The organism is Amycolatopsis sp. SB7-3 (assembly GCF_041021335.1).
Taxonomy (GTDB): domain Bacteria; phylum Actinomycetota; class Actinomycetes; order Mycobacteriales; family Pseudonocardiaceae; genus Amycolatopsis; species Amycolatopsis japonica.
On record NZ_JBFPJQ010000001.1, the window covers coordinates 3,546,648 to 3,573,142 of the forward strand.

The window sequence follows — 26,495 nt, forward strand, 5'->3', positions numbered from 1 at the left end:
AAGGAGCTAACCAGGTCAGCCCGCTTCCGGTCGAGAATCTCCAGCGTATCGCCAGTCGACATCACCCACTTCGCCCGCTTTCGCGGCACGACGCCCGACGACGAACACGTAAAGTAAGAAAGCGACCTCGGCGATTACTCCGATTCCTATCCTCGCCCAGGTCGGCAGGCCCGACGGGGTCACGAAACCTTCGATCACGCCGGAGATCAGCAGTACGACGGTCAGCCCCAGCGCCATCACCACGACCGACCGCCCTTGCTCGCCGAGCGCCGCCGTCCGGGAACGGCGTCCCGGGTCGATGACCGTCCAGCCGAGTTTGAGGCCCGTCCCGGCCGCGACGAAGACCGCGGTCAGCTCCAGCAGGCCGTGGGGCAGGATCAGCCCGAAGAACACGTCGAGCCGTCCGGCCGACGACATCAGCGCCGCGCCGATCGCGAGGTTCAGGGAGTTCGCCCAGAGCGCGTAGATCACCGGGACGCCCAGCACCACGCCGAGGAACAGGCAGGTCGCGGCCACCCACGCGTTGTTGGTCCAGACGCGCGCGGCGAAGGAACCCGCGGGATCGGACGAGTAGTACGTCTCGTACTTCCCGCCCGGCGCGGTCAGGTCCTTGAACTCCTCTGGCGACGCCAGCGACGCGAGCACCTGTGGATCGCCGGCGATCCACACCGCCGCGACCGCCATCACCGCGATCGACGCCGCCGCCGACGCCAGCCACCAGCGACGGCTCAGGTACAGCGCCGCCGGGAACCGATGGGTGAAGAACAGGCCGACCTCGCGCCAGGCGGGACTGTGCGAACCGGTGACGGCCGAGCGCGCCTTCGCGACGAGGCCGGACAACTGCGCCACGAGCACCGGGTCGGGCGCGACCGAGCGGATGATCGAAAGATGCGTCGCGACGCGCTGGTACAGCGTCACCAGCTCGTCGGCGTCCGGGCCGCTGAGCTTCCCGGCGCGGCCGACGAGGTCGCGCAGCCGGTTCCATTCGGCCTGGTGCGCGGCGACGAACACGTCCACGTCCAACTCGGAGCCCTCCCGGCGATCGTCCTTGGTCGCCCAGCCTATTCGTCACTACGCTTGCCGGGTGGAACAAGAGTCCGAACTCGTCACCGGCGAGGCCGTCGTCCTGGACGTGCGCGCGGCGAAACTGGCCAGCCGCGGGCTCGCCATGATGCTCGACGTCGTCCTCCAGCTGGTCGCCCTGGTCGTCGCGATGCTGGTGCTCAGCCAGGTCGCCGTCTTCGGTGACGAGGCGCTGGCGCTGACGCTGTTCCTGGTGACCCTTGTGCTGATCATGGTCGGCTACCCGGTGATCTGCGAGACGCTGAGCCGCGGCCGCACGCTCGGGAAGATGGCGCTCGGCCTGCGGGTGGTCCGCACCGACGGCGGACCGGTGCGGTTCCGGCACGCGCTGGTCCGCGGGCTCGCCGGCTTCTTCATCGACTTCTGGGCGCTGGGCATGCTCGGCGTCGTGGCGGTGGTCACGTCGCTGCTGTCGCCCAACGGCCGCCGCGTCGGTGACTACCTCGCCGGCACGCTGGTGATCCGGGAACGCATGCCCGCGGCGCGGACGCCGTACGTCGGGATGCCGCCGCAGCTGGCGTACTGGGCTTCGCAGCTGGACCTGACCCGGCTGCCGAACGATCTCGCGCTGGCCGTCCGTCAGTACCTGAGCCGCACGAGCGAGCTTCGCCCCGAAGCGGCCGAAGCGCTCGGGTACGGGCTCGCGCAGCAAGTCGCGGCGGCGATCGGGACGCCGGTGCCGCCGGGGGTGCCGTCCTGGGCGTACCTGTCGGCGGTGCTGGCCGAGCGGCGGCAGCGGGATCAGGCGAAGCTGCAGCCGACGGTCCAGTACGGGCCGCCTGTCGTGCAGTCCTATCCGCAGCCTGCCGCCCCTGCCCCTGCCCCTGCCCCGGTCGCCCAGCCGCAGCCGCCCGCGGAACCGGCCCCGGAAAACCCCTTCGCGCCGCCGAGCTGACCGGCGCCCGCTTTGTGCCTTTAAGTCCGGCTTCGCGGTGAGTCGTGAGTGGTAAAGAGGGTTAGAACGACAATCGCCACTCACGACCCACGCGGCCCAGGCCGGCACACGCGCGTGACTGAGTGGACGGCACGTGTGATCAGACGGACGACACACGTGGCCAGACGGACGACACTCGCGCGGCCGGGGTGCCGCCGTGTGTCGTCCGCCCAGTCACGCGTGTCGTCCGTCCGGTCACGCGTGTCGTCCCGCTGGTCACGCGAACCCGACGCCTATGGGACTTCACGGACAGTCGCGAATCAGGAGACGTCGGCCGACTTCGCCGCCCACGTGTTGCACTGGAACATCCGGTTCTTCTGCGCGCCGTGCTGCCACCACGAGACGGCGTGCGCGTCGGAACCGTGGTCGCGCGGGCCGCCGTTGTGGTCGCCGCGGTCCTGTGTCTGCCAGGCGTCGCGGTACATCGCCTGATCGACCGACCCACCGCGCCCCACCGTCGAACCCAGGAACGTCCCGGAGAGACACTGCGCCGAAAGCTCGTTGCGCCGCGACATCTCCAGGCCCGCCGCCGAGTCGGTGCCCGCTTCGTACCGTGCGTCCCAGTAGGCCTCCGAGATCCCCGAAAGCGCCTGGATGTGATGCGCGTACTCGTGGGCGAATACCGCCAGATAAACACCGGGTCGGTTGCCGTACTGAGGCACCTGAAGGCCTTCGTACGGCATGTACAGCGTCTCGTTCTGCGAGCAGTAGAACGCCGCCACCGAGCCGCCGCTGGCGTCACCGCACGGGCTCGACCAGTTCTTGCCGGACGGGTACTTCACGGTCGGGACCCGGAACGGCAGTTTCGTGTAGTTCATGACCTGCTGCCAGACGCTGTCCAGGCACGGCCGCGCGCTTTCGAAGAACGCCGCCGCCGCGTCCGGGTTGTTCGCCCAGCGCGAGAGGTTGCACGGCTGGTTCGGCAGGCCGACTTCGTCGTCGAGCCACAGCGGGTTGTCCGCCAGCTTGTGGTGCGGTTGCGGGCCGGACGGGGCGCGGCTCGCGGACGTCTCCCGGGTCGAGCCGGTCGACGTCTCGCGTGTGCCGGTCGAGTCACGCGAACTGGTGGCCGTCGTCGTCGACGAAGCTGTATCGCTGGTCGTCGTGTAGTCCGAAGTGGAGGTTGTCGGATAGCTGGAGTAGCCGACGTCCGCGACGTGTTTCGACTTGCCGTTCGCGATGGTGATCACCATGAGCAGCCCGCCCATGACCGCCATCACGGCGACGATCGCGACCGCCGCGATCACCCCGCCGTTCGACTTCTTGGCTTGGTATCCGCCGTAGGGCGCGAAAGCGGGCTGAGCGAACCGCGGGCCGTACGGAAGCTGCGGCGGGCCGACGGCACCGGGCCGGAACGGGACCGGCGCGCCGATCTGCGGCGGCGGCAGCGGCGCCGCGCCCGGCGGGGGCAGCGGCATGCCACCGCTCGGCGGACCCGGCCGGAACGGCGGCGGAACCGGCGTCGGCCGGGAGATCGGCGGACGACCCGGCGGGACGGGACCCGGCCGGTTCGGCGGCGGCATCGGCGGGCCCCCGCGCGGTGGAAGCGGACGCGCTCCCGGTGGCGGGAGCGGACGCCCGCCCTGTGGCGGAAGCGGTCGGCCACCCTGCGGCGGCCGGGGTGGCTGCCGTGGCGGTGGCGGAGTCGGCCGGCGCCGCGGATCAGGCGGGCCGGGCGGCTGCTGGTTCATCGAGTGGATCCCCCATGCGGTTCGGCAACGCCGTTCGCCCAGGTGGCGGATTCGGCGTTTCGGCGGTCAGCATAGATCGGCTGCCCTAGAGTGTGTGGCTGTGTTGACGAAATGGGGGACGGCGGTCGTGGCCGTCGCGGCGAGCTCGGCCTTGATGGCCCCGCCGTCGGATACGAACGTTCCGGAGGCGCCCGGAGCGGGCCCTTCGCTGACCAACGCGCCACAGCTGCCGAAGCCGCCGCCGCTGGGCGCGCGCGGCCAGCTCGGCCTGCTCCAGCCACCGAGCGGAGCGTCCGCGAACGTCGCGGTGAAGGTGGAACGCGACGGTTCGCTGTCGATCACCGAGCAGGTGACCGTCCCGGGTGGACAGCACCTGGTGCGCCGGATCCCGTTGAAGGTTCCCGCGGGTGAAGAGCAGGACCGCGTGTACGCGATCCGTGACGTCTCGGTCGAAGGCACGGGCAAGACGGAGCCGAACGGCGAACAGCTGATCGCCACCTTCGACGGCGGCGCGGCCACTCTCAAGTACAAAGTGGACGGCGCGGTCGCGGATGTCAACGGCGCGCAGCAGGTGCGCTGGCAGGTCGCGAGCGGCTGGGACGGCGAACTGTCCCGGGTGTCCGCTTCGTTCAGCGCGCCGACGCGCGAAACGCCCACAGTGGACTGTTTCGCCGGGCCGCTCGGCTCGGACCGGCAGTGTTCGCTCGCGGAGACCGACCACAGCGGCGTCGTCCGCATCGAGCAGGACAAGCTCGCGCCGGGCGAACGGGTCGACCTCGCCGTCCAGCTCCCGGCGGGCACGGTGCCCGCGAACGCGCGGTTCGAGCAGATCGCCTCGGTCGGCGGCGCCTTCGCCCTCACCACGCCCGCCGGTATCGGATTCGGGGCGCTGGCCCTGTTCCTGATCCTCGGCGCGCTCGCCGTCTGGCTGCTGCGCCGCCGTGACCGGGGCGCGCTCGCCGCGGGCACCGGCCCGGTCGACGTCCTCATGCGGGACGGCGATCGGGTCTCCTTCGCCTCGCCCGACGGTGTCCTGCCCGGACAGGTCGGGACGGTCGTCGACGAGACGGTCGACGTCGTGGACGTCAGCGGAACGGTGGTCGACCTCGCCGTCCGCAACTACCTTTGGATCGCCGAAGTCCGCGGTGCCGGCACAGTCGACTGGCAGATCGCGCGCCGCAACGCGCCGGACGAGCACCTCGCCGCCTTCGAGCGCGAGATCTACACCGCGCTCCTGCCCGAGGGCACCGATTCCGTGCTGCTGTCGGAACTCCGCGGCCGCGGCACCGTCGATCTCCGTGTCGCGGGCGAGGCGATGTACGCCGATGTCGTGCGCAAGGGCTGGTTCTCGCGGCGCCCGGACAAGGGCAAGAGCAAGCTGACTTGGGCGGGTATCGGGCTGATCGCGCTCGGTCTCGTGGCCACCGTCGTCCTGACCTTCACGGCCGGCCACGCGCTGCTCGGTGTCGCGGTCGCGCTCGCCGGGGTCGCGACGCTGCTGGGTGCCTCGTGGGTGCCGCCGAGGACGACGCGCGGCAGGCGCCTGGTCGGCCAGGTACGCGGGCTGCTCGAATACCTGCACACCGTCAAGGTCGCCGACATTCCTTTGGGGGACCGGGAAATGGTGTTCTCCCGGTCGCTGCCGTACGCCATCGTGCTCGGCGACACCGAGCACTGGCTCCGGACGTTCGAAGGGCTCGACCCGTCGGCGGACGGTTCGGCCGGGCTGTACTGGTTCGGCGGGCTCGAAGGCGATCGGGATCTGCGCCGGTTCGCCGCGCATCTGCCGTCGTTCCTGTCCGCTTTGGACGGTCTGCTAGCCGAATCCGGGCATCTGCGTTCGCTGCGTCCGGAACCGGTTCCCGCCTGAGGTGAAGTACCGCATTCAGAGGACTAAATGCGTGCTGTTGCCGGTGCTTTTCCTGCTGGTGCTGGGTGCGGCACCGGCGGGAGCGCAGAGCGAACCGCAACTGCCCGCCCTGCCGAACAGCGCGGAGATCTCGCTCAAGGTGGAACGCGACGGCGCGCTCACGGTCGTCGAGGCGGTGTCCGTGCCGAGTGAGGCGACGATGACCCGCCGGATCCCGCTCCGCACGGCCGCCCCGCGCGACCGCGACCGGATCATCGGCATCCGGGACGTCGTCATCGAGGGGGCGGGCAACGCCGAGCTGACCGATGACGAGTTCACCGTCAAGCTCAAGGGCGGCACCTCGATCGTCCGGTACACAGTGGACGGTGCGGTCGCCGAAGCCGACGGCCTGACCCGGGTGAGCTGGCAGCTCGCGGGCGGCTGGGACGCCCGGCTCGAACTCGTGCGGGCGAGCTTCGCCGCGCCGGCCATCCCGAACGCGGTCTCCTGTTACGCCGGGCCCGAGGGTTCGCGCGCGCACTGCGCGACCGCCCAGATCGCGCATTCCGGGCTGACCCGGTTCAGCCAGCAGAACCTCGCGCCGGGGCAGCGGATGGAGATCTCCGTCGAACTGCCCGGCGGCACCGTCCCGGCGAACGCGCGGCTGGAGCCGTCGAAGACCTTCGCCGGGGCGTTCGTGCTCACCGCCCCGGTCGGCTGGGCCTGGGGTGGCTTCGCCCTCGTGCTGATCGCGGCCGCCGTCGGGTTGGCCCTCCTGCGAAGGCGAGACAGGCATCCGGGCGATGCGCTCCCGGTCCGCTTGCTCACCGGGAAGGCGTTCTCGTCACCCGATGGCGTGCTTCCCGGACAGGTCGGGACCGTCCTCTCGGGCCGCGCCGACGCCGTCGACCTGGCCGCGACGGTCGTCGACCTCGCCGTCCGGAACTACCTCTGGGTGAGCGAGGAGCCAGGCGAGCTGACCACCTGGCGGCTCGTCCGCCGCAATCCGCCGGACGAGCAGCTGACCGACTACGAACGCGCCGTGTTCGACCTGCTCCTACCTGGCGAAAGCGAGTCGGTGCGGTTGTCGGAGATCCAGGCCGCGCGGATCGGCGTCGAATCGGTGCGGGAGGCGCTGGACGACAGCGTCGTCGAGCGCCGCTGGTATTCGCGTCTGCCGGGCAGGCTGACCCGCGTCGGCCTGCGGATCTGCCTCTACGGCCTGTTCCTCACCGTCCTGCTGGCCCTGACCGTCGGCTACGCCCAGCTCGGGCTGATCGTCATCGCCGCGGGCGCGGTACTCGCCGTCGCCGCCCGGTGGCTGCCGGTGCGCACCGGCGCCGGCGTCGTGCTGCACCGGCGGCTGCTCGGCGTCCGCGAGGCACTGCTGGCGACCAAGGCGAGGGACGTTCCGAAGCTCGAACGCGAGGTGCTCCTGTCCCGGGCGCTGCCGTACGCGCTCGCTCTCGGCGAACAAGAACGGTGGATCGCCGGATTCGCCGAACTGAAGGGTCCGCCCAAGATCTACTGGTACGGCAAGGAAGACGACGGCGAGGTCCCGATCGCGCGGGTGAGCGACTTCACCGCCGCACTGGTGGGAACCTTCGCCGCGACCCGCCAGGGTCGTCGCCTGGAGGCCTGAGTAGCCCGTAGGGTGGTGCGCATGGCCGATCCCGAGCTTGTCCGATTCACCCTCGACAACGGTCTGCGCGTGGTGCTCGCGCCCGACGCGACCGCTCCGGTGGTGGGTGTCAGCGTCCACTACGACGTGGGCTTCCGTTCCGAGCCCGAAGGGCGCACCGGTTTCGCGCACCTCTTCGAGCATTTGATGTTCCAGGGGAGCGAGAGCTTGGAGAAGCTCGCGCACTTCCGGTACGTCCAGTCGAGTGGTGGCAGCTTCAACGGCTCCACCCATCCGGACTACACGGACTACTTCGAGGTCCTCCCCGCGGCGGCTCTCGAGCGCGCTCTGTTCCTCGAAGCGGACAGGATGCGGGCGCCGAAGCTGACGCAGGAGAACCTGGCCAACCAGATCGACGTGGTCAAGGAGGAGATCCGCCTCAACGTGCTGAACCGGCCGTACGGCGGGTTCCCGTGGATCCTGCTCCCGCCGGTGCTGTACTCCACGTTCCCCAACGCGCACAACGGTTACGGCGGTTTCGAGGATCTCGAACAGGCCACCTTGGACGACTGCGCGGCCTTCTTCGACACCTACTACTCGCCCGCGAACGCGGTGCTGACCGTCGCCGGTGACTTCACCGTCGACGAGGCCCGCGAGCTGATCGAGAAGCACTTCGGCGACGTTCCGCACCGGCCCGCGCCGCAGCGTCCGTCGTTCGCCGAGCCCGCCCCGGAGGGCGAGCTGCGCGGCGAGCACGTGGACCCGCACGCCCCGCTGCCCGCGGTCGGCGTCGGCTACCGCATGCCGGACCCGATCAACGACCTCGACGGCTACCTGGCGAACCTCGTGCTCGCCGGCGTGCTGACCGACGGCGACGGCTCCCGGCTGCAGCAGCGGCTGGTGCACCGCGAGCCGCTGGTCGTCGACATCGGCGCGGGCGCCGGGCTCTTCGGCCCGTTCGAGGCGCGCGATCCGGACACGTTCACCATCACCGCGATCCACCCGCACGAGGTGAGCACCGACCAGGTCCTCGCCGCGCTGGACGAGGAACTGGAGAAGCTGGCGGCCACGCCGCCGGAGGACCAGGAACTCAAGAAGGTCACCGCGCGCTGGGCCGCGAGCCTGCACTCCGAGCACGACAAACTGGTGTCCCGCACGCTGGCGCTCGGCTCGTTCGAGCTGCTCTACGGCGACGCGTCGCTGGTGTACCGGCTCGCCGAGAAGATGTCGGCGGTCACCGCGGAAGCCGTTTCGGCGGCGGCGAAGGCGCTGCGGCCGGACTCGCGGGCCGTCCTCGTCGTCCGCCCCGGCAGTGCCGATTCCGAGCAGGCCGATTCCGATCAGGAAGGTTCCGAGCAGTGAGCGCACCGCACCGCACCGCCGAGGAGATCGGCCGCACGGCCGCCGGGCCGCGTCCGGTCCCGTCGCTGGGGACGCAGCGCGCCGCCGCGGATCTGTCCCATGTGGACACCACGCTGAGCAACGGCCTGCGGGTGCTCGCCGTCCGCAAGCCGACCGTGCCGCTGGTCGAGCTGCGCGTCTGGATCCCGTTCGCCGGTGAGGACAAGCTGCACCCGGCCACCGCCGAGGTGCTGGCCGAAACCCTGCTGACCGGCACCGCCCGGCGCGACCGCATCGAGATCGACGCGGATCTGGCGCTGATCGGCGGCGACCTCGCCTCCGGCGTCGACCCGGAGCGCCTCGTCGTCACCGGCACCTCGCTGGCCGACGGCCTCCCGACGATGCTCGACGTCCTCGCCGACGCGCTCACCGGCGCGTCGTACGCGGACGCCGAGGTCGAGCGGGAACGCGAGCGGCTCATCGAGCGGATCGCCGTGTCCCGCACGCAGCCGAGGACGATCGCCCGCGAGGCGCTGCAGAAGCACCGCTACGGCGACCACCCCGCCGTGCGCGAGGTCCCGCAGGCCGAAGACGTGGCCGTCGTGACGCCCGAGCAGGTTCGCGCGCTGCACCGGGCTTCGGTGCTGCCGCGGGGATCCGTGCTGGTGATCGTCGGCGACATCGACCCCGAGACCGTCATCGGCGACCTGGAGAAGGCGTTCGGCGGCTGGGCTTCGGACCGTTCCGCCGTCCGCCTGCCCCCGTTGCCCGACCTCGTCGGCGGCAATGTCCTGCTGGTGCCGCGGGCCGGTGCCGTGCAGTCGCAGATCCGGCTGTCCGCGCAGACCGTGTCGCGCACGGACCCGCGGTATCCGGCGCTGCAGCTGGCGAACCTCGTCTACGGCGGGTACTTCTCCTCGCGGCTGGTCGAGAACATCCGTGAGGACAAGGGTTACACCTACAGCGCGCACTCCGGATTCGAGTTCACCGACCAGACCGCCGTGGTGAACGTCGACGCGGACACCGCGACCGACGCGACCGCCGCCGCGCTCATGGAGACGCGGTACGAGCTGGCCAGGCTCGGTCTCGTGCCGCCGACCGCCGAAGAGGTCGAGTCGGTGCGCCAGTACGCGATCGGTTCGCTGGTCACGGCCGCGTCGTCGCAAGGCGGCCTGGCCGCTCAGCTGTCCGCGCTCGCCGCGACCGGGCTGGGCGTCGAATGGCTCGCCGGGCATCCGGAGCGTCTCGCCGCGGTCACCGCCGAAGACGTCGCGAACGCCGCGCTGGAGTTCTTCGCGCCCAAGCGGTTCACCGGGGTCGTCGTCGGCGACGCGGACGTCCTCGCGCCGAAGCTGACGGCGTTGGGCGACGTGACCGTCGGGGAGCCTGCCTGATGGAGACGCCGTTCGGGTTAGGGGCGCTCCCGACGCTTTCGCGCTCCACGGCGGACCGTCAGGAATCCTTGCGCACCAACCCGGACCGGCTCGCCGAGCGCTGGCCGAACGCCCGGATCGTGCTGCTCGACGAGCACGCGCGCACCCCGGTGGTGGAGGGTTCCGGCAGCCTCGCGACCCGCAAGTCGCAGGAGTTCGGCACCGAGCCGCCCGCCGAGGCGGTCTTCCTGGGGGAGTGGCAGGGCACCGACTACTGGTCGATGCCCGGCCGCCCCGCCGGCGAGACAGAGACCGTCGAGATGGCGGGCAGCTGGGGCGTCGTGGAACAGGTCGCCCGGCACGAAGGTGAGATCTGGGTCGACCTGCGTGGCTACGGCGACCTGCTCGACGACACGTCGGCCGGGTTGTTCACCACCGCGCAGGCGCTGCAGGCCTGGCGGCGGCAGGCGAAGTTCTGCACGCGCTGCGGAAGCCCGACCGAGCTGATCCAGCTGGGCTGGGCGAGCAAATGCACCGGCTGCGGCCGGGAGGAGTACCCGCGCACCGACCCGGCCGTGATCTGTCTCGTGCACGACGACGCCGGTGTCAACGGCGAGCACGTCCTGCTGGCCCGGCAGCCGATCTGGCCGCCGGACCGGTATTCGATCCTCGCCGGTTTCGTCGAAGCGGGGGAGTCGCTCGAAGGTTGTGTCGAGCGGGAGATCCGCGAAGAGGTCGGTGTCGAGGTGCGCGATGTGCGGTATCTCGGTAGCCAGCCGTGGCCGTTCCCGCGGTCGATCATGCTCGGTTTCACCGCGCGGGCGGACATCTCTTCGACGATCGTGCCCGCCGAGGGCGAGATCGAAGAGGCGTTCTGGGTTTCGCGCGAGGAGGTGCGGGCCGCTTTCGCGAACAGTCAGCTGCGGAACGCGGGCGCCGTGCCGACCCCGATCGCCGGCGGGACGCGGCAGCTGGTGCTGCCGGGGAACTCGTCGATCGCGCGCGTGATGCTGGCGGCTTGGGCCGGGGTCTGACAGCCGGCGGGTAGCAAGGGACCTTTGCTACCACTTTTCCGACTCGTTCCGTGAAGGACTCCTTGAGGGACTCTGGGTCCCTCAAGGAGTCCTTCACGTACTCACGCGATCGCGTTGTTGACGGCCGTGACGATCTCGGCGGGATCGTCGACCGTGAGCACGAGCCGGTTGAAGTCCTCGGCCTCGTCGAGGGTGATGACGACCGTGCGGTCGAACCCGGAGACGTTCCAGAACTGCCGGTCCCCGTCGGCGTGAAAGGTGCCGGAGAGTTTGCCGGGGATCCGGAGACCCGGTCCGCGCCAGCCCTTCGGCTCGTCGCGCATCCCCGGGTCGTGTGTCGCGCCGCGTACGTGGGCGAGCGGGATTTCGAGCCGCCGGGTGAACGACCAGACCTTGTCGATCCCCACGGGTTCGACCACGAGCCGGTCGCCGCTGATGGTGACCCGGTTGTTGCTCATGCCTTTTCTCCTTCGTCGTCGATGTCCCGCACGCGGGCGCGGGCCAGCAGCCGTCGTCCCAGCTGGTCGGGCGTCGTCCCGAGGTCCTGGAGGACGGCCCGGGCACGGGCGCGCAGCCGCTCGTCGGTGGGCGCCAGTTCGAGCAGCGCGACCAGCAGGATGTCGAGCTGCTCGTCGCGGTCCGCGGTGACGTGTTCCAGCACCCGGGCGAACAAGCCGTGTTTGCTGCCGAACGCGCCGTACAGGCTTCCCCGGTGAACTCCTGTCGCCTCGACGAGGTGATCGACCGAAGTCGCGTTGTATCCCCGCTGCCGGAAAACCGCCGCCGCGGCTTCGATCGCTGTCGTCTCGTCGAACTGGCGTGGTCGGGCCATGAGTTTGAGAATAGTCATTCAAGAATGACCAGTCAAGAACTCTCGGCGAAGGTTGGTGATTCGCCCTCAAGGTGGCGTCGTGCCCGCTATTCTCCTGCTGTCCGTTTTCAGGACCATCGAGTTAGGACACTGGGGAAACCATGAAGAACACCTTGCGGCGGTTCGCCGTCGCCGGAGCCGCCGTGGCGGCCTTCGCCTCGATCAGCGCCGTGACCGCGGGAGCGGCGCAGGCCTCGGACTACGAGTACTTCGGTTCGTACAGCCAGGAGGACTGCGGAATCACCGGCCACCACGGCCAGCTCGCCGGGGACTGGAACGGGTGGATGTGCTATCCCTCGCCCACGTTCCCCTGGGTGTACGACCTGTACGTGCAGCCCAACTTCTGATCCACCGCCGCGTCGCCGAAGGGCCGCCCGGGAGGCCTCGAACCTCCTGAGCGGCCCTTCGCCGTCTGGCACGGACCACTCACCAGGCAGGTCCGCTCGAACGGCCACCCTCCGCGCCGGTACGTATACCCGCTGTGCGGAACACGGCAAGCGTTACCTCCCCGTTTCCCGACCCCGTTGACGGCTGTGGCTCGGCTCACTACAGTCCCCGGAAACCGTCTGTAAAGTTTCCTAACGAAGTCGGGAGTGAACTCCAGTGCGAGCCGGCAGTCCGCGAATGCTGCGCGAGATCAACGATCGCGCGGCCATCGAGGTCCTCCTCAGGGAGGGCCCGCTGACGCGCTCCGAGCTCGAAGTCGCGATCGGCCTGTCCAAGCCCGCGACGGCGCAGCTGCTCACCCGCCTCGAACAGGACGACGTCGTCACCAAGGCCGGCGTCCGCGGTGGCGGCCGTGGCCCAAGGGCGCAGCTCTGGCAGGTCAACGGCGGCGTCGCCTACGTCGCGGCCGTGGACCTGACCCCGCAGACGGCCGACTTCGTCGTTTCCGACGTCACGGGCGCGGTGCTCGCCGAATACCAGGTCCCGCTGCCGGTCCACGAGGGCGCGGACGTCGTCGGCACCTTCGGCGCGGCGCTCACCCACGTCGCGAACAGCGCCGGGCTCGCCGCCACCGATCTCCGCCACGTCGTCATCGGCGCGCAGGGCGCGTTCGACCCGCGCACCGGTCTGCTCTCCTCCGCGCCGCACATCCCCGGCTGGCTCGGGTTCGACGTGCCGAGCAGGCTCAGCCGCGAGCTCGGCGTCGAGGTCACCATCGAGAACGACGTCAACCTCGTCGCGATCGTGGAGATGACGGTCGGCCAGGCCGTCGGACTCGACGACTTCGTGATGATCTGGCTCAGCGACGGCGTCGGCGGCGCGGTGGTGGTCGGCCGCAGGCTGTTGCGCGGCGCGACCGGCGGTGGCGGCGAGATCGACTGGATGCGCGTCCCCGATCCGGTTTCCGTTGCCACGCGGAAGGAAACGGCGCGCGGGGGAGATCGTTTCGGCGACCTCGTCGCGTCGCCGGCCGTCGTCGAGCTGGCCGCCGCGCACGGCTTCGAGGCCGAAACCGGCGCCGACGCGGTCGCCAAAGCCCGCGAGAGCGGCAATGAAGCCTTCCTCGACGACCTCGCCCGCCGTGTCGCGGGCGGAGCGGCCAGCCTGATCGCGGTCGTCGACCCCGAACTCGTGCTGCTTTCCGGCGACACCAGCCGGGCCGGTGGCGACGAATTCGCCGCGCTGGTCGCGAAAAGGCTGCACGAACTGGTCCTGCCCCGCACCCCCGTCGGGGTCGCTTCGGTGCAGGGCAACGCGGTCCGCGCGGGCGCGCTCCAGTCGGCGCTCGCCACCGTGCGCAGGGACGTCTTCGGCGTCAACACCCCTTCGCTCCTCGGGCCGAGACGGTCCGGGGCGGGAGAGCCGAACCCGATCGTGGCTATCCCGGATTCACGAACAGAACCACCGTCTCCCGCCCCAACCAACTAGGAGGAGGGTCATGAGTTCCACGACCCAGGTTCGGAGAAGCGGCCGCCGTTGGCGCGGCTCGATAGTGCTCGGCGCGGTCACCGTCGCCGCGCTGGTGTCCGCCTGTTCGGGCGCCGCAAGCGGCCCGAACGGCGGGTCGGGCGACGCGGCGGCCGCCCCGGCCGCGGACGCGAAGCTCACGCTGACCGTCTACAGCAAGTTCACCGACCGTGAGTACAACGTGGTCACCGCCGGGCTCAACAAGCTCAAGGCGAAGTTCCCGAACATCGAGATCAAGCACGAAGGCCAGCAGGACGACGACAAGATCACCCAGTCCATCCGCGGTGGCAACCCGCCGGACGTGGCGATCTCGTTCTTCACCGACAACCTCGGCGCGTGGTGCTCGACGGGCAGCTTCCAGGATCTCAAGCCCTACATCGACCGCGACAAGATCGATCTGAACCAGATCCCGGACGCCGTCCGCAGCTACACCGAATACCAGGGCAAGCGCTGCGCCATGCCGCTGCTCGCCGACGTCTACGGCTTCTACTACAACAAGGACATGTTCGCGGCGAAGGGCATCACGTCGCCGCCGAAGACGACCTCGGAACTGTTCGAGGCCACCAAGAAGCTGACCGAGTTCAACCCGGACGGCTCCATCAAGGTCGCCGGTTTCCTGCCGTCGATGCCGTTCTACGCCAACATGGCGCAGTACTGGGCCCCGAACTTCGGCGCGACCTACATCGGCCCCGACGGCCAGTCGCACCTCGCCGACAGCCCCGAGTGGAAGGCGATGTTCGACTTCCAGAAGCAGCTCGTCGACTTCTACGGCGGGCACGCCAAGGTCGAACAGTTCAAGGCCGGTCTCGGCGAGGAGTACTCGGCGGACCACGGTTTCCAGCGCGGCAAGCTCGCGATGATGATCGACGGCGAGTACCGCACCGCGTTCATCAAGGACCAGGCGCCGGAGCTCAAGTTCGGCACCGCGGCCCCGCCGGTGCTCGACAGCAAGCCCGACCGGTACGGCGGCGCGTTCACCACGGGCACGATCATCGCGATCCCCAAGGGCGCCAAGAACCCCGGCGCGGCTTGGGAACTGATCAAGCAGGTCACCCTCGACACCTCGACGCTGGTCGACCTGTCGAACGGCCTGAAGAACGTCCCGAGCACCAAGGCCGCGCTGACCGACCCGAAGCTCGAGGTCACGCCGGAGTTCAAGACGTTCCTCGATCTGTACAACGGCGGAAAGCTCATGCCCAACCCGTCGACCCCGATCGGTGACGCGCACCTCAAGGCCGTCAACGACTTCGCGGAGAAGTGGCAGGCGGGCAACGTCCCCGACATGATCGCGGGACTCAAGCAGGTCGACGCTCAGATCAACGACGAGCTGGCCCAGAAACGCGCCGGCGGCTGATCGCATGACTTCGACCCTGGATTCCAGGGCGGTCGCCTCCCCTTCCGCGTCCACCCGGACGCGGAAGGGGAACGCAGCGCGCCGCCGTCGCACCGTCTTCTACTTCATCGCACCGGCGACCCTCGGGTTCCTGATCTTCTTCGGGTACCCGCTGATCGCCACGGTGTACTACTCGTTCACCCGCTACGACCTGATCAACGCGCCCGAGTTCATCGGCTTCGACAACTACATCCGCATGTTCACCAGCGAAGCGCTGGTCGGCACCGCCGCGTACAACACGTTGTGGCTGGTGATCGTGCTGACGTTCTGCCGGGTCGTGTTCTCGCTCGGCGTGGCGTCGATCATCTCGCGGCTGAAGTCGGGCGTCGGCCTGGTGCGGACGCTCTGCTACCTGCCGTCGCTGGCCCCGCCCGCCGCGGCGACCCTGGCGTTCGTGTTCCTGTTCAACCCGGAATACGGCCCGGTCAACGCGTTCCTGCGGGCGGTCGGCATCGACGGCGGCCTGTGGTTCAACGATCCGGCGATGTCGAAGCCCGCGCTGACCCTGCTGGTGATGTGGGGTTCGGGCGAGCTGATGATCATCATCCTGGCGGCGCTGCTCGACGTGCCGCAGGAACAGTACGAGGCCGCCGAACTCGACGGCGCCGGGCCGGTCCGCCGGTTCTGGCACGTCACGCTCCCGTCGATCTCGCCGGTGCTGCTGTTCGGCATCGTCAACTCGATGATCTTCGCGTTGCAGTTCTTCACGCAGGCGATCGTCGCGGGATCGGCCGCCGCGGGCGCGGCCGACGTCGCGGGCAACACGAGATTCATCGGCGCACCACAGAATTCGACGCTGACCTATCCGGTTTGGCTGTACGTCCAGGGTTTCCGGTACTTCAACATGGGTTACGCGGCGGCGATGGCGGTCCTGCTGTTCATCGTGTCGGCCGGGTTCACCTGGATCCTGGTCCGGCAGCTGCGCAAGACCCAGCATCAGGAGGAGGGCGGATGACCACACTGGCCGAGCCCCGGCACACCGCCCCGGCATCCGAACCGCCGAAGGTGCGGGTGCGGCGCCAATGGGACAAGAAGCTGTACTGGATCGCGACGCACAGTGTGGGCATCGCGATGGGCGTGATCTTCATGCTGCCCATCCTGTTCGTGTTCCTCACCGCGGTGATGTCCAGCGATCAGGCGCTCTCGTCGAACTTCTGGCCGAAGGAATGGCACTTCGAGAACTTCATCGAGGTGTTCGAAAAGGCGCCGCTGCTGCAGTATTTCGGCAACAGCATCCTGTATTCGACGCTGGCCACCTTCGGGGCGCTCGTTTCGGCGATCCCGGCGGCGTACGCGCTTTCGAAGCTGAAGTTCCGCGGGCAGAACCTGTTCTTCATGCTGACCATGGCCGCGATGATGCTGCCCCCGCAGGTCACCGTCGTCCCGTTGTACGACCTGTGGGTGCGGCTCGGGTTCACCGGGACCCTGGTTCCGCTGATCGTGCCGTACTTCTTCTTCGACGCGTTCTCGATCTTCCTGCTGCGGCAGTTCTTCCTCACCATTCCGAAGGACTACCTCGAAGCCGCGAAGATCGACGGCTGCAACGAGTTCCAGGCGATGGTCAAGGTGCTGATCCCGATGGCGAAGCCGGGGATCGCGGCCACCGCGATGTTCTGCTTCCTGTTCACCTGGAACGACTACTTCGGTCCGCTGCTCTACACCGGTGAGACGCGCGACAGCTGGCCGCTCTCGCTGGCGATCGCGTCGTTCCGCGGGATGCACCACGTGGAATGGAACCTCACCATGGCGGCCACCGCGCTGATCATGCTGCCGGTGATCGTGCTGTTCGTGTTCGCGCAGAAGTCCTTCGTCAAGGGCATCACATTCACAGGGGTCAAGGGATGAAACTGGCAGTCGTCGGTGGTGGGTCCACTTACACGCCCGAGCTGATCGACGGGATCGCCGGACGGCGGTCCACTTTGGACGTCGACGAGATCGTGCTGATCGATCCGGACACGTACCGGGTGGAGGCGGTCGGGGAATTCAGCAACCGGTTGCTGGGCCACGCCGGGCATCCGGCGCGGGTCCGCACCACGTCGAGCCTCGAAGAGGGCGTCGACGGCGCGTCGGCGGTGCTGATCCAGCTGCGGGTCGGCGGGCAGCGCGCCCGCCGCGGGGACGAGACGTTCCCGCACGCCTGCGGCTGTGTCGGGCAGGAGACCACGGGCGCGGGCGGCCTCGCGAAGGCGCTGCGCACCGTGCCGGTGGTACTCGACATCGCCGACCGGGTCCGCAAGATCGCCGGGGACGACACGTGGATCGTCAACTTCACCAACCCCGTCGGCATCGTCACGCGGGCGCTGCTGAACGAGGGCCACCGCGCCGTCGGCCTCTGCAACGTCGCGATCCACCTCCAGCGCACGTTCGCGCATCTGCTCGGTGCCGGGATCGACGACGTCAAACTCGTCCACACCGGACTGAACCACCTCAGCTGGGAACGGAAGGTGCTCGTCAACGGCGAGGACCGCCTGCCGGAACTGCTGGCGGAGCACGCGGAATTCCTCGGCGAGCACGTCACCGCGCCCGTCGAGTGGATGCGGCGGATGAACGTCGTGCCGTCGTACTACCTGAAGTACTACTACGGGCACGACGAGCAGGTCGCGAAGCAGCGCACCGAGCGGCCGCGCGCAGATGTCGTGAGCGACGTCGAGGAGGAGCTGCTCAAGGTGTACCTCGACCCGGAGGTGGTGACCAAACCGGAGCAGCTGGAAAAGCGGGGCGGTGCCTACTATTCCGAGGCCGCGGTGCAGCTCGTGCACGCGCTCACCTCGGGTGGCCCCGCCGAAGAGCACGTCGTCAACGTCCGCAACGAAGGCACCTTCGACTTCCTGCCGGACGACGCCGTCATCGAGGTTCCGTCCCTTGTGGACGGAAAGGGTCCGCGCCCGATCGCGCAACCGCCCGTGGAGCAGCGGTTCGCCGGGCTCATCGCCGGGGTGACCGCCTACGAGCATCTCGCGCTGGAGGCGGCGATCAAGGGAGGCCGGGACCGGGTGGCCGACGCGTTGCTCGCGCATCCGCTGGTCGGCCAGTACACCAAGGCGGATCAGCTCGCCGACTCGCTGGTGCAGATCAATCGTGAGTTCCTGCCGTGGGCGGGGGCATGACGGCCGGCTCACAGGACGTCGTCGTCGCGATCGACGGCGGCAACAGCAAGACCGACGTCCTGATCGTCTCGCGGGACGGACGGGTGCTCGGGCAATCGCGAGGACCGGGCGCGTCCCCGCAGAACATCGGGGTCGACGGCAGCGTCCAAGCGTTGGAGAAGCTGGTCCTGGAAGCCCTTCGCGGAGCAGGGCTTCCCGACGAACGTCCTTTCGCGACACATACGTCGGCCTATCTCGCGGGGCTGGATTTCCCGCGGGAGGAAGAGATCCTGCACGCCGCGCTGGCGGCACGCGGCTGGAGCGACACCCTGATCGTCGGCAACGACACGCTCGCGCTGCTGCGTGCGGGCAGTTCCGACGGGACGGGAGTCGCGGTGGTGTGCGGCGCCGGGATCAACGGCGCCGGCGTCAGCGCCGACGGCCGTGAACACCGGTTCCCCGCGCTGGGCAAGATCTCCGGGGACTGGGGCGGCGGCTACCGGCTCGGCGAGGAGGCGCTGTGGTGGGCGGTCCGCGCCGAGGACGGCCGCGGCCCGGGTACGGCTCTGCAAGCCGCTGTCACCGCGCATTTCAAGGCGTCGTCCGTGCTGGACGTGGTGCAGCGCCTGCACTTCCAGGATCTGCACTCCGATTCGATCCACGGCCTGTGCCCGCTGCTGTTCGCCGTCGCGGCGGACGGCGACGAGGTGGCGCAGGACGTGGTCGACCGGTTCGTCGAAGAGGTCGCGCTGCTGGTCTCGGTCATCCTGCGGCGGCTCGAACTCACCGAGGAAGCACCCGAAGTCGTCCTCGGCGGGGGAGTGCTGACCGGGGTCGGCGCGCAGGTGATCGCGGAAATCGAGCGGCGGTGCCTGAAGGTGGCGCCGCGGGCGTCGATCCAGGTGGTCGACGTGGCGCCGGTGGTCGGTGCGGCGCTGTTCGCGCTGGACACCATCGGCGCTTCCGCCTCCGCGAAGGCCTCTCTGAAGGCCGCGACCAAACGGGTCTGATCGCGCGTGAAGGCCCCCTTCCCTCGGCTCAGCCGAGGGAAGGGGGCCTTCACGGGCTCAGGAAGCGGCGGGGACGAGCGGCTCGTCCGTCTCCAGCAGCGTCTTGAGATCCGACAGGATCCAGGCCCAGCCACCGCCGGCGTTCTCGCCCGGTCCGGCGTTGATATCCTCCTGCGAGCCGTTGACCAGGGCGGCCGTCGTCGGCGCGTCGGTGACGTCGTGGGTGACGGTCAGCCGGGTGCCCGCGGTCTTCGTCTCTTCGATCTCGTAGGTGAGCTTGGTGTACGGCTCCTTGTCGAAAGCCGGGTCCATCCGCAGTTTCCAGGTGATGACCAGCTTGCGTGGCGGATCCACCTCCAGGACCTCACCGTCGACCAAGTCGTTGGTGAAACCCGCTTCGACGTATTCGGGCGTCGGATGGGTGGCGTGCTTGCCGCCCGGCCGCAGGTCGAAGTCGACGAGGCCGGTGTAGCCGTACTTCCGCGACCACTCGGGCTTCGTGATCGCGTCCCAGATCTTCTCCGGGGTGGCCTTGATGTACACGCGGTAAACCTGGGTGTCGGTCATGAGGGCTCCTCGGTCTCGAGTTCGGCTTTGAGGTCGAGCAACGCGGTGACGTTGCGCTCCGTGAACTTGTCGATCCACCTGTCGTGGATCTGCCGGATCGGTACCGGGTTGAGGAAGTGCTTCTTCTCCCGGCCCTCCTTGCGCGTGACGACAAGTCCGGCTTCTTCCAGCAGTTTCAAGTGCTTCATCACGCCGAATCGGCTCATGTCCACTTCGGACTCGAGTTCGGTCAGCGTGCGGCCGTCACGCGCGAACAGCTGGTCGAGCAGGAACCGGCGAGTCGGATCCGCCAGGGCCTTGAAAACCAGGTCGTCGTCGGGCACGTCGGAAGAATAGGTGACTAAAAGGTCACGTGTCAAGCAGGAGCTACAACAAGGCACCCAGCGGCAGGATCAGCGCGATCGCGACCACCGAGATCACCGTCTCCATGATCGACCAGCTCTTCAGCGTCTGCCCGACCGAAAGCCCGAAGTACTCCTTGACCAGCCAGAACCCGGCGTCGTTGACGTGGGAGAAGAACAGCGAACCGGCGCCGATCGCCAGCACCAGCAGCGCGCTGTGCGACGGATCCATGGTCGCCGCGAGCGGCGCCACGATGCCCGCGGCGGACACGGTGGCGACCGTCGCGGAGCCGGTGGCGAGCCGGATCGCGACCGCGACCAGCCAGCCGAGCAGCAGTGGCGACAGGTTCGCGCCGGTGGCCAGGCTGGTGATGACGTTGCCGACCCCGGCGTCGACGAGGGTCTGCTTGAACCCGCCGCCCGCGCCGACGATGAGCAGGATGCCGGCGATCGGCGGCAGCGAATCGGCCACAGTGGACGAAAGCTTGTCCCGCGTGAAACCCGCGGACTTGCCCAGGGTGAGCATGCCGAGCAGTACCGCGGCGAGCAGGGCCACCAGCGGGTCGCCGATGAAGTCCAGTACGCGGCGGAGGTGGTTCTCCTTTTCCAGCAGGATGTCCGCGAGCGCCTTGCCCATCATCAGCACGACCGGCAGCAACACCGTCGACAGCGTCGCGAGGAAGCCCGGCCGTCGTCCGTCCGAAGAGGACGATTCCGGGACGAGCCGCTCCGGCGCGACGGCGTCCGGGACCATCTTCGCGGCCAGCCTGCCGAACAGCGGCCCGGCGATGATCACCGTCGGGATCGCGACGAGCAGGCCGAAGGCCAGGGTGAGGCCGACGTTCGCGTTCAGCGCGCCCGCGGCGGCGAGCGGGCCGGGGTGCGGCGGGACGAGACCGTGCAGCACCGAAAGCCCGGCGAGCGCGGGGATGCCCAGCATCAGCAACGGTTTCCCGGTGCGCTTGGCGACCAGCAGGATCACCGGGATGAGCATGACCAGGCCGATCTCGAAGAACATCGGCAGCCCGATCAGCGCGGCGACCAGCGCCATCGCCCACGGCAGGGCGCGGTCACCCGAGCGGCGCAGAATGGTGTCGACGATCTGGTCGGCGCCGCCGGAGTCGGCGAGCAGTTTGCCGAGCATCGCGCCGAGCGCGATCAGCACGCCGACCGACGCGACGGTGGAGCCGACGCCGGAACTGAAGCTCTTGATCAGCTTGTCGACCGGCATGCCGCCGACGAGCCCGAGCACGCCGGAGCCGAGGATGAGGGCGAGGAACGGATGCTGCTTCGCCTTGGTGATCAGGACGACGATCACGGCGATGGCGAGCACCGTCGCGCCGATGAGGCGGGTGTCGTGTCCGGTCCAGGCGGCGGCGAGGGTGGTGGTCATCAGCGGTCCTTGAAAACGGAAAGGGCGGTTTCGACGATCTCTTCCGGCTTCTTCGCGATGTCGGCGACGAGGCCGTGCTCGTCCGGACGCAACGGTTCGAGGTCGGCGAGCTGGGAGTCCAAAAGGGACACCGGCATGAAGTGGCCGGAGCGGGTCTTCATCCGATCGGCGAGCAGGTCGCGGTCGCCGTGGAGGTGCAGGAACCAGACTTTCCCGCCGCCACGCAGGATGTCGCGGTAGCGATACTTGAGCGCGGAAGACGTCACGACGCCGCCGGAGCACTGGTGGTCCCGGATCCAGGTGGCGATGGCTTCGAGCCAGGGTTGCCGGTCTTCGTCGTTCAGCGGGTGGCCGGAGCTCATCTTGTCGATGTTCGCCTTCGGATGGAACGTGTCCGCTTCGGCGTAGTCGACGCCGAGGCGTTCGGCGAGTGCCGTGCCCACGGTCGTCTTGCCCGAGCCGGAAACGCCCATCACCACGATGACGGTCATCCGTACCTCCCACGTCGTTGTAGCCGGGACGAGTACAGCTCAAAAGTACTACTTAAGCAACATCAAGTACTACTTAATCGAGTCAGAACGTTAGAGTCGCCTGGTGGGCAACGACAGGCATGCCGAGGTGCTCGACGCGCTCGGCTCCGCGATCGCGAACGGGGAGCTCCCGCCGGGCTCCGTACTGCGCTCGGAGGAGCTCCAAGAGCGGTTCGGCGCCTCTCGCACGGTGGCGCGCGAGGTGGTGCGCGTCCTCGAAACGATGTGCCTGACCAGCAGCAAACGCCGGGTCGGGGTGATCGTGCGCGAGCCGAGCGAGTGGAACCATTACGACCCGAGACTGCTCCGCTGGCAACTCGACGGGTCCGAGCGCAAGACCGCGCTGCGCACCCTGACCGAACTGCGTTCCGGCGTGGAACCGTGTGCCGCCCGGTACGCCGCGCTGCGGGCGACGCCGGAGGAGAGCGGTCGCCTCCGGGCCTTGGCGAAGCGGCTTGAGGAGACAGCGCACCGGCGTGACCTCGACACCTTTCTCGGGCACGACGTCGCTTTCCACGATCTGCTGCTGTCCTCGTCGCGGAATCCGATGTTCGCCCAGCTTTCGGCGGTCGTCGCCGAGGTGCTCGCCGGGCGGACCGGCCACGGCCTGATGCCGGAGGAGCCGCAGCCCGAGGCCGTCGCGCTGCACGTCGAGGTCGCGGTGGCCGTCGACGCCGGTGACCCTGACCGGGCCGAACGCGCGATGCGGGACATCGTCATCCAGGCGCGTGACGAGATGGCCGTCCTTCTGGACGGATGATCTTCGAGTAATCTCTGCAGGTCTTCGAGGGATACTGCATGCAGGGGGCGACGGTGAGCGCGGCACGCGCGATCGGCTTGGTGTTGGGGGTGGCCGCGGACGGGGCGATCGGGGACCCCCGGTCGCGGCGTCCGGTGACGGCGTTCGCCAGGGCGGCTTCGGCGGTGGACGCGAAGGTCCGGTCGAAACACCCGGTGGCCGGGGTCCTGTGGACCGGCGGCCTCGCGGGCTCCGCCGTGCTGGCGGGCGTACTCGCCGAGCGGGCGGGGCGGCGCAGCCCCGTCCTGCAGGCGACCACGACCGCGGTGACCACCTGGGCCGTCCTCGGCGCCGCCGGCCTGGCCGCGCACGGCACCTCACTGGCCCGAGACCTCGAAGAAGGCGAACTCGAGACCGCGCGCGGCACACTGTCCACACTGGACCCGCGAGTCGCCGACGACCTCGGCGTCATCGGCCTCTCGCGCGCTTCGGTGGAAACCCTCGCCGAGAACACCGCGGACGTCGTCGTCGCGCCGCTGGTGTGGGGAGCGCTGGCCGGTGTTCCCGGACTGCTCGGCTCGCGCGCGATCAGCCTGCTGCGCGGCATCGGCCGCGGACGCCCCGAGCGGTACCGGTGGCTCGTCGCCCGGCTGGATGAAATCGTCCATCTCGTGCCCACGCGGGTCGCGGCCGGGCTGACCGTGCTCGCGGCACCGGTCGTCGGCGGCTCGGCGGGCGGCGCGTGGCGGGCGTGGCGGCGGGACACCGCCGCGCACCCGAGCCCGAACGCCGGCCGCGTCGAGGCCGCTTTCGCCGGGGCGCTGGAGATCAGGGTCGGCGGGCGGACGGTGTATCCGCACGGGGTCGAGGAACTGCCGGTGCTCGGCATCGGGCGCAACCCGGACGCCGGGCACGTGACGCGGGCCGTGGAGCTCTCGCGGGTGGTCGGGTGGCTGGGCGCGATCAGCTCGGTGGTGCTGGCGGGTCTCGTCGGGCTGCGGCGACGGCGCTGACCTGCGCTTTTCCGGCGTTGGGGGAGCAGGGGACCTTTGCTACCACCCGGCCCCTGACCTGCGGAAAGGGAGCAAGGGACCTTTGCTACCACTTGGGGCGGGGGTGTGTGGATATAGGGACGTTGAGTGTCCCTATATCCACACACCCCTTGCTCCGCGTGGTGACCGTGTGGATTTTGTTGCGTTGGGTGACCCGAAATCCACACAGTCCTCGTGCAGGGGGAGCAAGGGACCTTTGCTACCGCTCCCGCTGAGCCAACCGCGCCCGCGCCCCCGCGTCCATCGGCCCATCGCGCCGCGCGAGCTCGGCGTCGATCCGTGATCGATCGGCCGGCTGCTTGTTGCCGCCGAACTTGAACTTCGCCCGCACCCCGGTCACGGTCAGTTCGACCCCGCGGATGCCGGGGAGCAGCCGCTTGTCCGGCGTCTCGGTCGCGCTCACCGCCGACCTGCCCGAACCGGGCTCGAATCGCGCGAGCTGCCGGTCCAGGAGCGCGGCCTTCTCCGCGGCGTCGTCGATCAGCCGGACATCGCATTCGAGCTGGACCGACGAGTAGTACGACGTCGGCACACCGTGCGGCGGGTCGGCCGGGGTGTTCCAGTCGGAGCGGATGTAGGTGTGTTCGTCGATCACCGCGAGCAGCGCGCGCGGGTGTTCCTCCAGCAGCGGCCAGACCGGATTGGGGCGGGCAAGGTGCAGCAGGACCGTCTGGTCGCCGTCGTAGGCGAAGTGCACCGGGTTGACGATCGGCAGGTCACGGCCCACGCCGCCGGCGATCAGCTGGCCGAAGTCGTGCGTCGAGAGCCAGGTCCGCCATTCGGCGTCGTCGTGGGCGGCGTCCCACGGGTGAATCAGCATGCCCGAAGCGGAACACGGAGAAATGGACCTGCGAAAGGTCCATTTCCAGGTCGGATCAGGTGGCCACTTCGGAGCGTTCGTCTTCGGCCAGCATCTCCGCGACACTCTTGCGCCGCTGCGGCCGCTCCGTGGCCAGCGCACCGCCCGGCTTCAGTTCGCGGACGGTGAAGTACAGCCACCCCATCAACGCCATCGCACCGAACGCGATCCACTGCAGGGCGTAGGAGAAGAACGGTCCGGCGTCGGTCTGCGGCAGCGGCAGCGCGCCCAGGACGCCGGGCTGGTTCACGTCGAGCTGGAAGTAGCCCGGACGGATGTCGAGCTTCGCGGCCCGCGCGACGACCTGCGAATCGACGACGTAGCTCTGCAGCTTCCCGCCGGTCGACTCGTCGGCGAACGCGTCGCGGTTCTTCCCGTCCTTTTCGTCGTGGCGTGCGCGCGTGACGATGTCGACCGTGCCTGCCGGAGGCGGGGCGAAGGGGAGCGCGCGCGATTTGTCGTCGAGCCGGACGTACCCGCGGTCGACCAGCACAATCGTGCCTTCGACGGTCCGGAACGGTGTCAGGACCTCGAAGGCCGCTTCGCCCTGTACGGAGCGCAGACGGGCCACGACCTCGCCCTCGGGCAGGTAGGTGCCCTTCAACGCGACCAGGTGCCATTCGGTGCGCTGATCAGGCACGGCGCCGTTGGGGAGCAGCTCCTCCAGGGAGCGCGGCTGCCCGGAGAACGACTCCCGCAGCGCCGCGTTCTGGTGCTCGCGTTCGGTGTCGCGGGAGAACTGCCACGGCGCCAGCAGGGTGAAGCAAGTGATGGCGAAGGTGAACACCACCAACGTCAATGCCAGCCACCCGGGCTTCAGCAGGAACTTCAACCGCACCCCACCACGGTAAGCGGTCGGCCTCAGGCGTGTGCGCGCACCCAGTCGAGCAGGCCCGGAACGGCCCGCTCGATCATGCCGAGGACGTCCTCGAAACCGTCGTCCTCGCCGTAGTACGGGTCCGGGACCTCGGCGCCCTCGGGCGCGGACGGGTCGAACTCGCGCAACAGACGCACCTTCGCCGGATCCGAGACCTTGCGCCGGAGGAACGACAGATGTCCTTCGTCCGCCGCGAGCAGCAGGTCGGCGGCCAGATGTCCGCGGTCGACCTCGGCCGCGACGTGGCCGGTCGGGTAGCCGTGTTCGGCGAGCTTCGCGCGGGCCCGCTTGTCCGCGGCCTCGCCCACGTGCCAGCCGCCGGTGCCCGCGCTGGACACCTGCACGAGATGATCGAGACCCGCCTCCTCGGCCTTCGCGCGGAAGACGAGCTCGGCCATCGGGGAACGGCAGATGTTGCCGGAACAGACGAAGACGATGTGCAGCACCTGATCAGTGTGAAGGCCGACGGAGATCGACCGCTCACCGGCTCCGAACGGCTACCGGGCGCGCGAAGCTGGAAAGCCGGGGCGAAGCGGGAGTAGACCTCCTGGAGAGAAACACGCAGGAAGGTCGCGTATGAGCGCACCAACACCCAGCGTCGAGTCGCCGGCAACCGGGCTCCGCTGGTACCGCATCACCGTCAAGCTTCCGCACCCCTACGAGGTCGGGCGGATCCTGTCGGAGCACCACTTCGTCCAGGCGAGATCGCCGAAAGAGGCGATGACCAGGATGCCGTTGCACCTCCGGTCGAGCGCGTCCGTCTCGCCGTACGAGGTCGTCCGACCCGACGTCCCCGATCAGACGACGAAGGCCTATCGCGCGGTGCTGTGGACGGGGCGCGCGATGCGTGCGGCCGGCCGCTGGGCGATCAGCAAGGACGCGAAGGCCCTGGACTGAGCCGGGGTGGTAGCAAAGGTCCCTTGCTCTCCATCCGCAG

27 protein-coding genes are annotated in these 26,495 nt (G+C 69.3%); 16 read left to right on the forward strand and 11 right to left on the reverse strand.

The features are described from left to right. Positions 1-15: 15 nt before the first annotated feature. Positions 16-1,023, reverse strand: coding sequence for a stage II sporulation protein M (locus AB8M46_RS17695; RefSeq protein WP_394360777.1), 1,008 nt, complete (start codon positions 1,021-1,023; stop codon positions 16-18). A gap of 61 nt (positions 1,024-1,084) precedes the next feature. Between AB8M46_RS17695 and AB8M46_RS17700 the strand changes: the two genes are divergently transcribed. Next, on the forward strand, positions 1,085-1,978 hold the full coding sequence (locus AB8M46_RS17700; RefSeq protein ID WP_394360778.1) for an RDD family protein: 894 nt from the start codon (positions 1,085-1,087) through the stop codon (positions 1,976-1,978). Positions 1,979-2,277: 299 nt separating this feature from the next. On the opposite strand, the gene AB8M46_RS17705 is transcribed toward AB8M46_RS17700, so the two are convergent. Beyond that, positions 2,278-3,540, reverse strand: coding sequence for a neutral zinc metallopeptidase (locus AB8M46_RS17705; protein WP_052120193.1), 1,263 nt, complete (start codon positions 3,538-3,540; stop codon positions 2,278-2,280). A gap of 268 nt (positions 3,541-3,808) precedes the next feature. Here AB8M46_RS17705 and AB8M46_RS17710 point away from each other — a divergent pair, with 268 nt between their 5' ends. The 5 genes from AB8M46_RS17710 to nudC are packed head-to-tail and all read left to right on the forward strand — an operon-like array spanning position 3,809 to position 10,926. After that, positions 3,809-5,578: a DUF2207 domain-containing protein gene (locus AB8M46_RS17710; RefSeq protein WP_394360779.1), complete on the forward strand. Its 1,770-nt coding sequence runs from the start codon at positions 3,809-3,811 to the stop codon at positions 5,576-5,578. 31 nt (positions 5,579-5,609) lie between these two features. After that, positions 5,610-7,199 (forward strand): DUF2207 domain-containing protein, encoded by a 1,590-nt coding sequence (locus AB8M46_RS17715; RefSeq protein WP_394360780.1) that lies wholly within the window; start codon positions 5,610-5,612, stop codon positions 7,197-7,199. 21 nt (positions 7,200-7,220) lie between these two features. Continuing rightward, positions 7,221-8,540: a pitrilysin family protein gene (locus AB8M46_RS17720; RefSeq protein ID WP_037332018.1), complete on the forward strand. Its 1,320-nt coding sequence runs from the start codon at positions 7,221-7,223 to the stop codon at positions 8,538-8,540. Continuing rightward, complete coding sequence (locus AB8M46_RS17725; protein ID WP_394360781.1) at positions 8,537-9,913, forward strand: M16 family metallopeptidase; 1,377 nt, start codon at positions 8,537-8,539, stop codon at positions 9,911-9,913. Before AB8M46_RS17720 ends, AB8M46_RS17725 begins: the two co-directional genes overlap by 4 nt. Beyond that, complete coding sequence (gene nudC / locus AB8M46_RS17730) at positions 9,913-10,926, forward strand: NAD(+) diphosphatase (RefSeq protein ID WP_037332016.1); 1,014 nt, start codon at positions 9,913-9,915, stop codon at positions 10,924-10,926. Before AB8M46_RS17725 ends, nudC begins: the two co-directional genes overlap by 1 nt. A gap of 101 nt (positions 10,927-11,027) precedes the next feature. On the opposite strand, the gene AB8M46_RS17735 is transcribed toward nudC, so the two are convergent. Beyond that, positions 11,028-11,384 carry a hypothetical protein gene (locus tag AB8M46_RS17735; protein ID WP_063276351.1) on the reverse strand — a complete coding sequence of 119 codons (357 nt, stop codon included), beginning with the start codon at positions 11,382-11,384 and terminating at the stop codon, positions 11,028-11,030. Beyond that, the gene (locus AB8M46_RS17740) at positions 11,381-11,758 is read right to left on the reverse strand and encodes a TetR/AcrR family transcriptional regulator (RefSeq protein WP_394360782.1); all 378 of its coding nucleotides are present in this window, start codon (positions 11,756-11,758) and stop codon (positions 11,381-11,383) included. Before AB8M46_RS17740 ends, AB8M46_RS17735 begins: the two co-directional genes overlap by 4 nt. 140 nt (positions 11,759-11,898) lie before the next feature. Here AB8M46_RS17740 and AB8M46_RS17745 point away from each other — a divergent pair, with 140 nt between their 5' ends. The 7 genes from AB8M46_RS17745 (at position 11,899) to AB8M46_RS17775 (ending at position 19,200) form a co-directional block, all read left to right on the forward strand. Continuing rightward, entirely contained in the window at positions 11,899-12,144 is a 246-nt protein-coding gene (locus AB8M46_RS17745) for a hypothetical protein (RefSeq protein WP_125732651.1), read from the forward strand. Between the two features lie 277 nt (positions 12,145-12,421). Further along, complete coding sequence (locus AB8M46_RS17750; RefSeq protein ID WP_073847560.1) at positions 12,422-13,672, forward strand: ROK family transcriptional regulator; 1,251 nt, start codon at positions 12,422-12,424, stop codon at positions 13,670-13,672. A gap of 10 nt (positions 13,673-13,682) precedes the next feature. Next, a complete protein-coding gene (locus AB8M46_RS17755) occupies positions 13,683-15,065 on the forward strand; it encodes an extracellular solute-binding protein (protein WP_037332011.1) in 1,383 nt (460 codons plus the stop codon). Positions 15,066-15,069: 4 nt separating this feature from the next. Beyond that, positions 15,070-16,059 (forward strand): carbohydrate ABC transporter permease, encoded by a 990-nt coding sequence (locus AB8M46_RS17760; RefSeq protein ID WP_037332010.1) that lies wholly within the window; start codon positions 15,070-15,072, stop codon positions 16,057-16,059. Then, a complete protein-coding gene (locus AB8M46_RS17765; protein ID WP_037332009.1) occupies positions 16,056-16,949 on the forward strand; it encodes a carbohydrate ABC transporter permease in 894 nt (297 codons plus the stop codon). The genes AB8M46_RS17760 and AB8M46_RS17765 overlap by 4 nt, the downstream gene beginning before the upstream one ends. Next, complete coding sequence (locus AB8M46_RS17770; RefSeq protein ID WP_394360783.1) at positions 16,946-18,211, forward strand: 6-phospho-beta-glucosidase; 1,266 nt, start codon at positions 16,946-16,948, stop codon at positions 18,209-18,211. The genes AB8M46_RS17765 and AB8M46_RS17770 overlap by 4 nt, the downstream gene beginning before the upstream one ends. Then, positions 18,196-19,200: an N-acetylglucosamine kinase gene (locus AB8M46_RS17775; protein WP_037332006.1), complete on the forward strand. Its 1,005-nt coding sequence runs from the start codon at positions 18,196-18,198 to the stop codon at positions 19,198-19,200. Before AB8M46_RS17770 ends, AB8M46_RS17775 begins: the two co-directional genes overlap by 16 nt. 57 nt (positions 19,201-19,257) lie before the next feature. Here AB8M46_RS17775 and AB8M46_RS17780 read toward each other — a convergent pair whose 3' ends face one another. From AB8M46_RS17780 to AB8M46_RS17795, 4 genes are read right to left on the reverse strand one after another with little or no spacing between them, the layout of a single operon-like run. Further along, positions 19,258-19,767 (reverse strand): SRPBCC family protein, encoded by a 510-nt coding sequence (locus AB8M46_RS17780; RefSeq protein ID WP_037332003.1) that lies wholly within the window; start codon positions 19,765-19,767, stop codon positions 19,258-19,260. Further along, a complete protein-coding gene (locus AB8M46_RS17785) occupies positions 19,764-20,090 on the reverse strand; it encodes a helix-turn-helix transcriptional regulator (protein ID WP_016331552.1) in 327 nt (108 codons plus the stop codon). Before AB8M46_RS17785 ends, AB8M46_RS17780 begins: the two co-directional genes overlap by 4 nt. A 43-nt stretch (positions 20,091-20,133) precedes the next feature. Continuing rightward, positions 20,134-21,501 (reverse strand): gluconate:H+ symporter, encoded by a 1,368-nt coding sequence (locus AB8M46_RS17790; protein ID WP_125732657.1) that lies wholly within the window; start codon positions 21,499-21,501, stop codon positions 20,134-20,136. Then, the gene (locus AB8M46_RS17795) at positions 21,501-21,992 is read right to left on the reverse strand and encodes a gluconokinase (protein WP_037331999.1); all 492 of its coding nucleotides are present in this window, start codon (positions 21,990-21,992) and stop codon (positions 21,501-21,503) included. Before AB8M46_RS17795 ends, AB8M46_RS17790 begins: the two co-directional genes overlap by 1 nt. A gap of 103 nt (positions 21,993-22,095) precedes the next feature. Between AB8M46_RS17795 and AB8M46_RS17800 the strand changes: the two genes are divergently transcribed. Continuing rightward, positions 22,096-22,791: a FadR/GntR family transcriptional regulator gene (locus AB8M46_RS17800; protein WP_394360784.1), complete on the forward strand. Its 696-nt coding sequence runs from the start codon at positions 22,096-22,098 to the stop codon at positions 22,789-22,791. Between the two features lie 38 nt (positions 22,792-22,829). Beyond that, complete coding sequence (locus AB8M46_RS17805) at positions 22,830-23,783, forward strand: CobD/CbiB family cobalamin biosynthesis protein (protein WP_350594477.1); 954 nt, start codon at positions 22,830-22,832, stop codon at positions 23,781-23,783. 238 nt (positions 23,784-24,021) lie between these two features. On the opposite strand, the gene AB8M46_RS17810 is transcribed toward AB8M46_RS17805, so the two are convergent. From AB8M46_RS17810 to AB8M46_RS17820, 3 genes are read right to left on the reverse strand one after another with little or no spacing between them, the layout of a single operon-like run. After that, on the reverse strand, positions 24,022-24,642 hold the full coding sequence (locus AB8M46_RS17810) for an FMN-binding negative transcriptional regulator (protein WP_394360785.1): 621 nt from the start codon (positions 24,640-24,642) through the stop codon (positions 24,022-24,024). 55 nt (positions 24,643-24,697) lie between these two features. Next, positions 24,698-25,519, reverse strand: a complete 822-nt coding sequence (locus AB8M46_RS17815) for an SURF1 family protein (protein WP_394360786.1) — start codon at positions 25,517-25,519, stop codon at positions 24,698-24,700. A 23-nt stretch (positions 25,520-25,542) separates the two neighbouring features. After that, entirely contained in the window at positions 25,543-26,004 is a 462-nt protein-coding gene (locus AB8M46_RS17820) for a low molecular weight protein-tyrosine-phosphatase (protein WP_037331995.1), read from the reverse strand. 130 nt (positions 26,005-26,134) lie between these two features. Between AB8M46_RS17820 and AB8M46_RS17825 the strand changes: the two genes are divergently transcribed. Beyond that, the gene (locus AB8M46_RS17825) at positions 26,135-26,455 is read left to right on the forward strand and encodes a hypothetical protein (RefSeq protein WP_394360787.1); all 321 of its coding nucleotides are present in this window, start codon (positions 26,135-26,137) and stop codon (positions 26,453-26,455) included. Positions 26,456-26,495 lie beyond the last annotated feature (40 nt).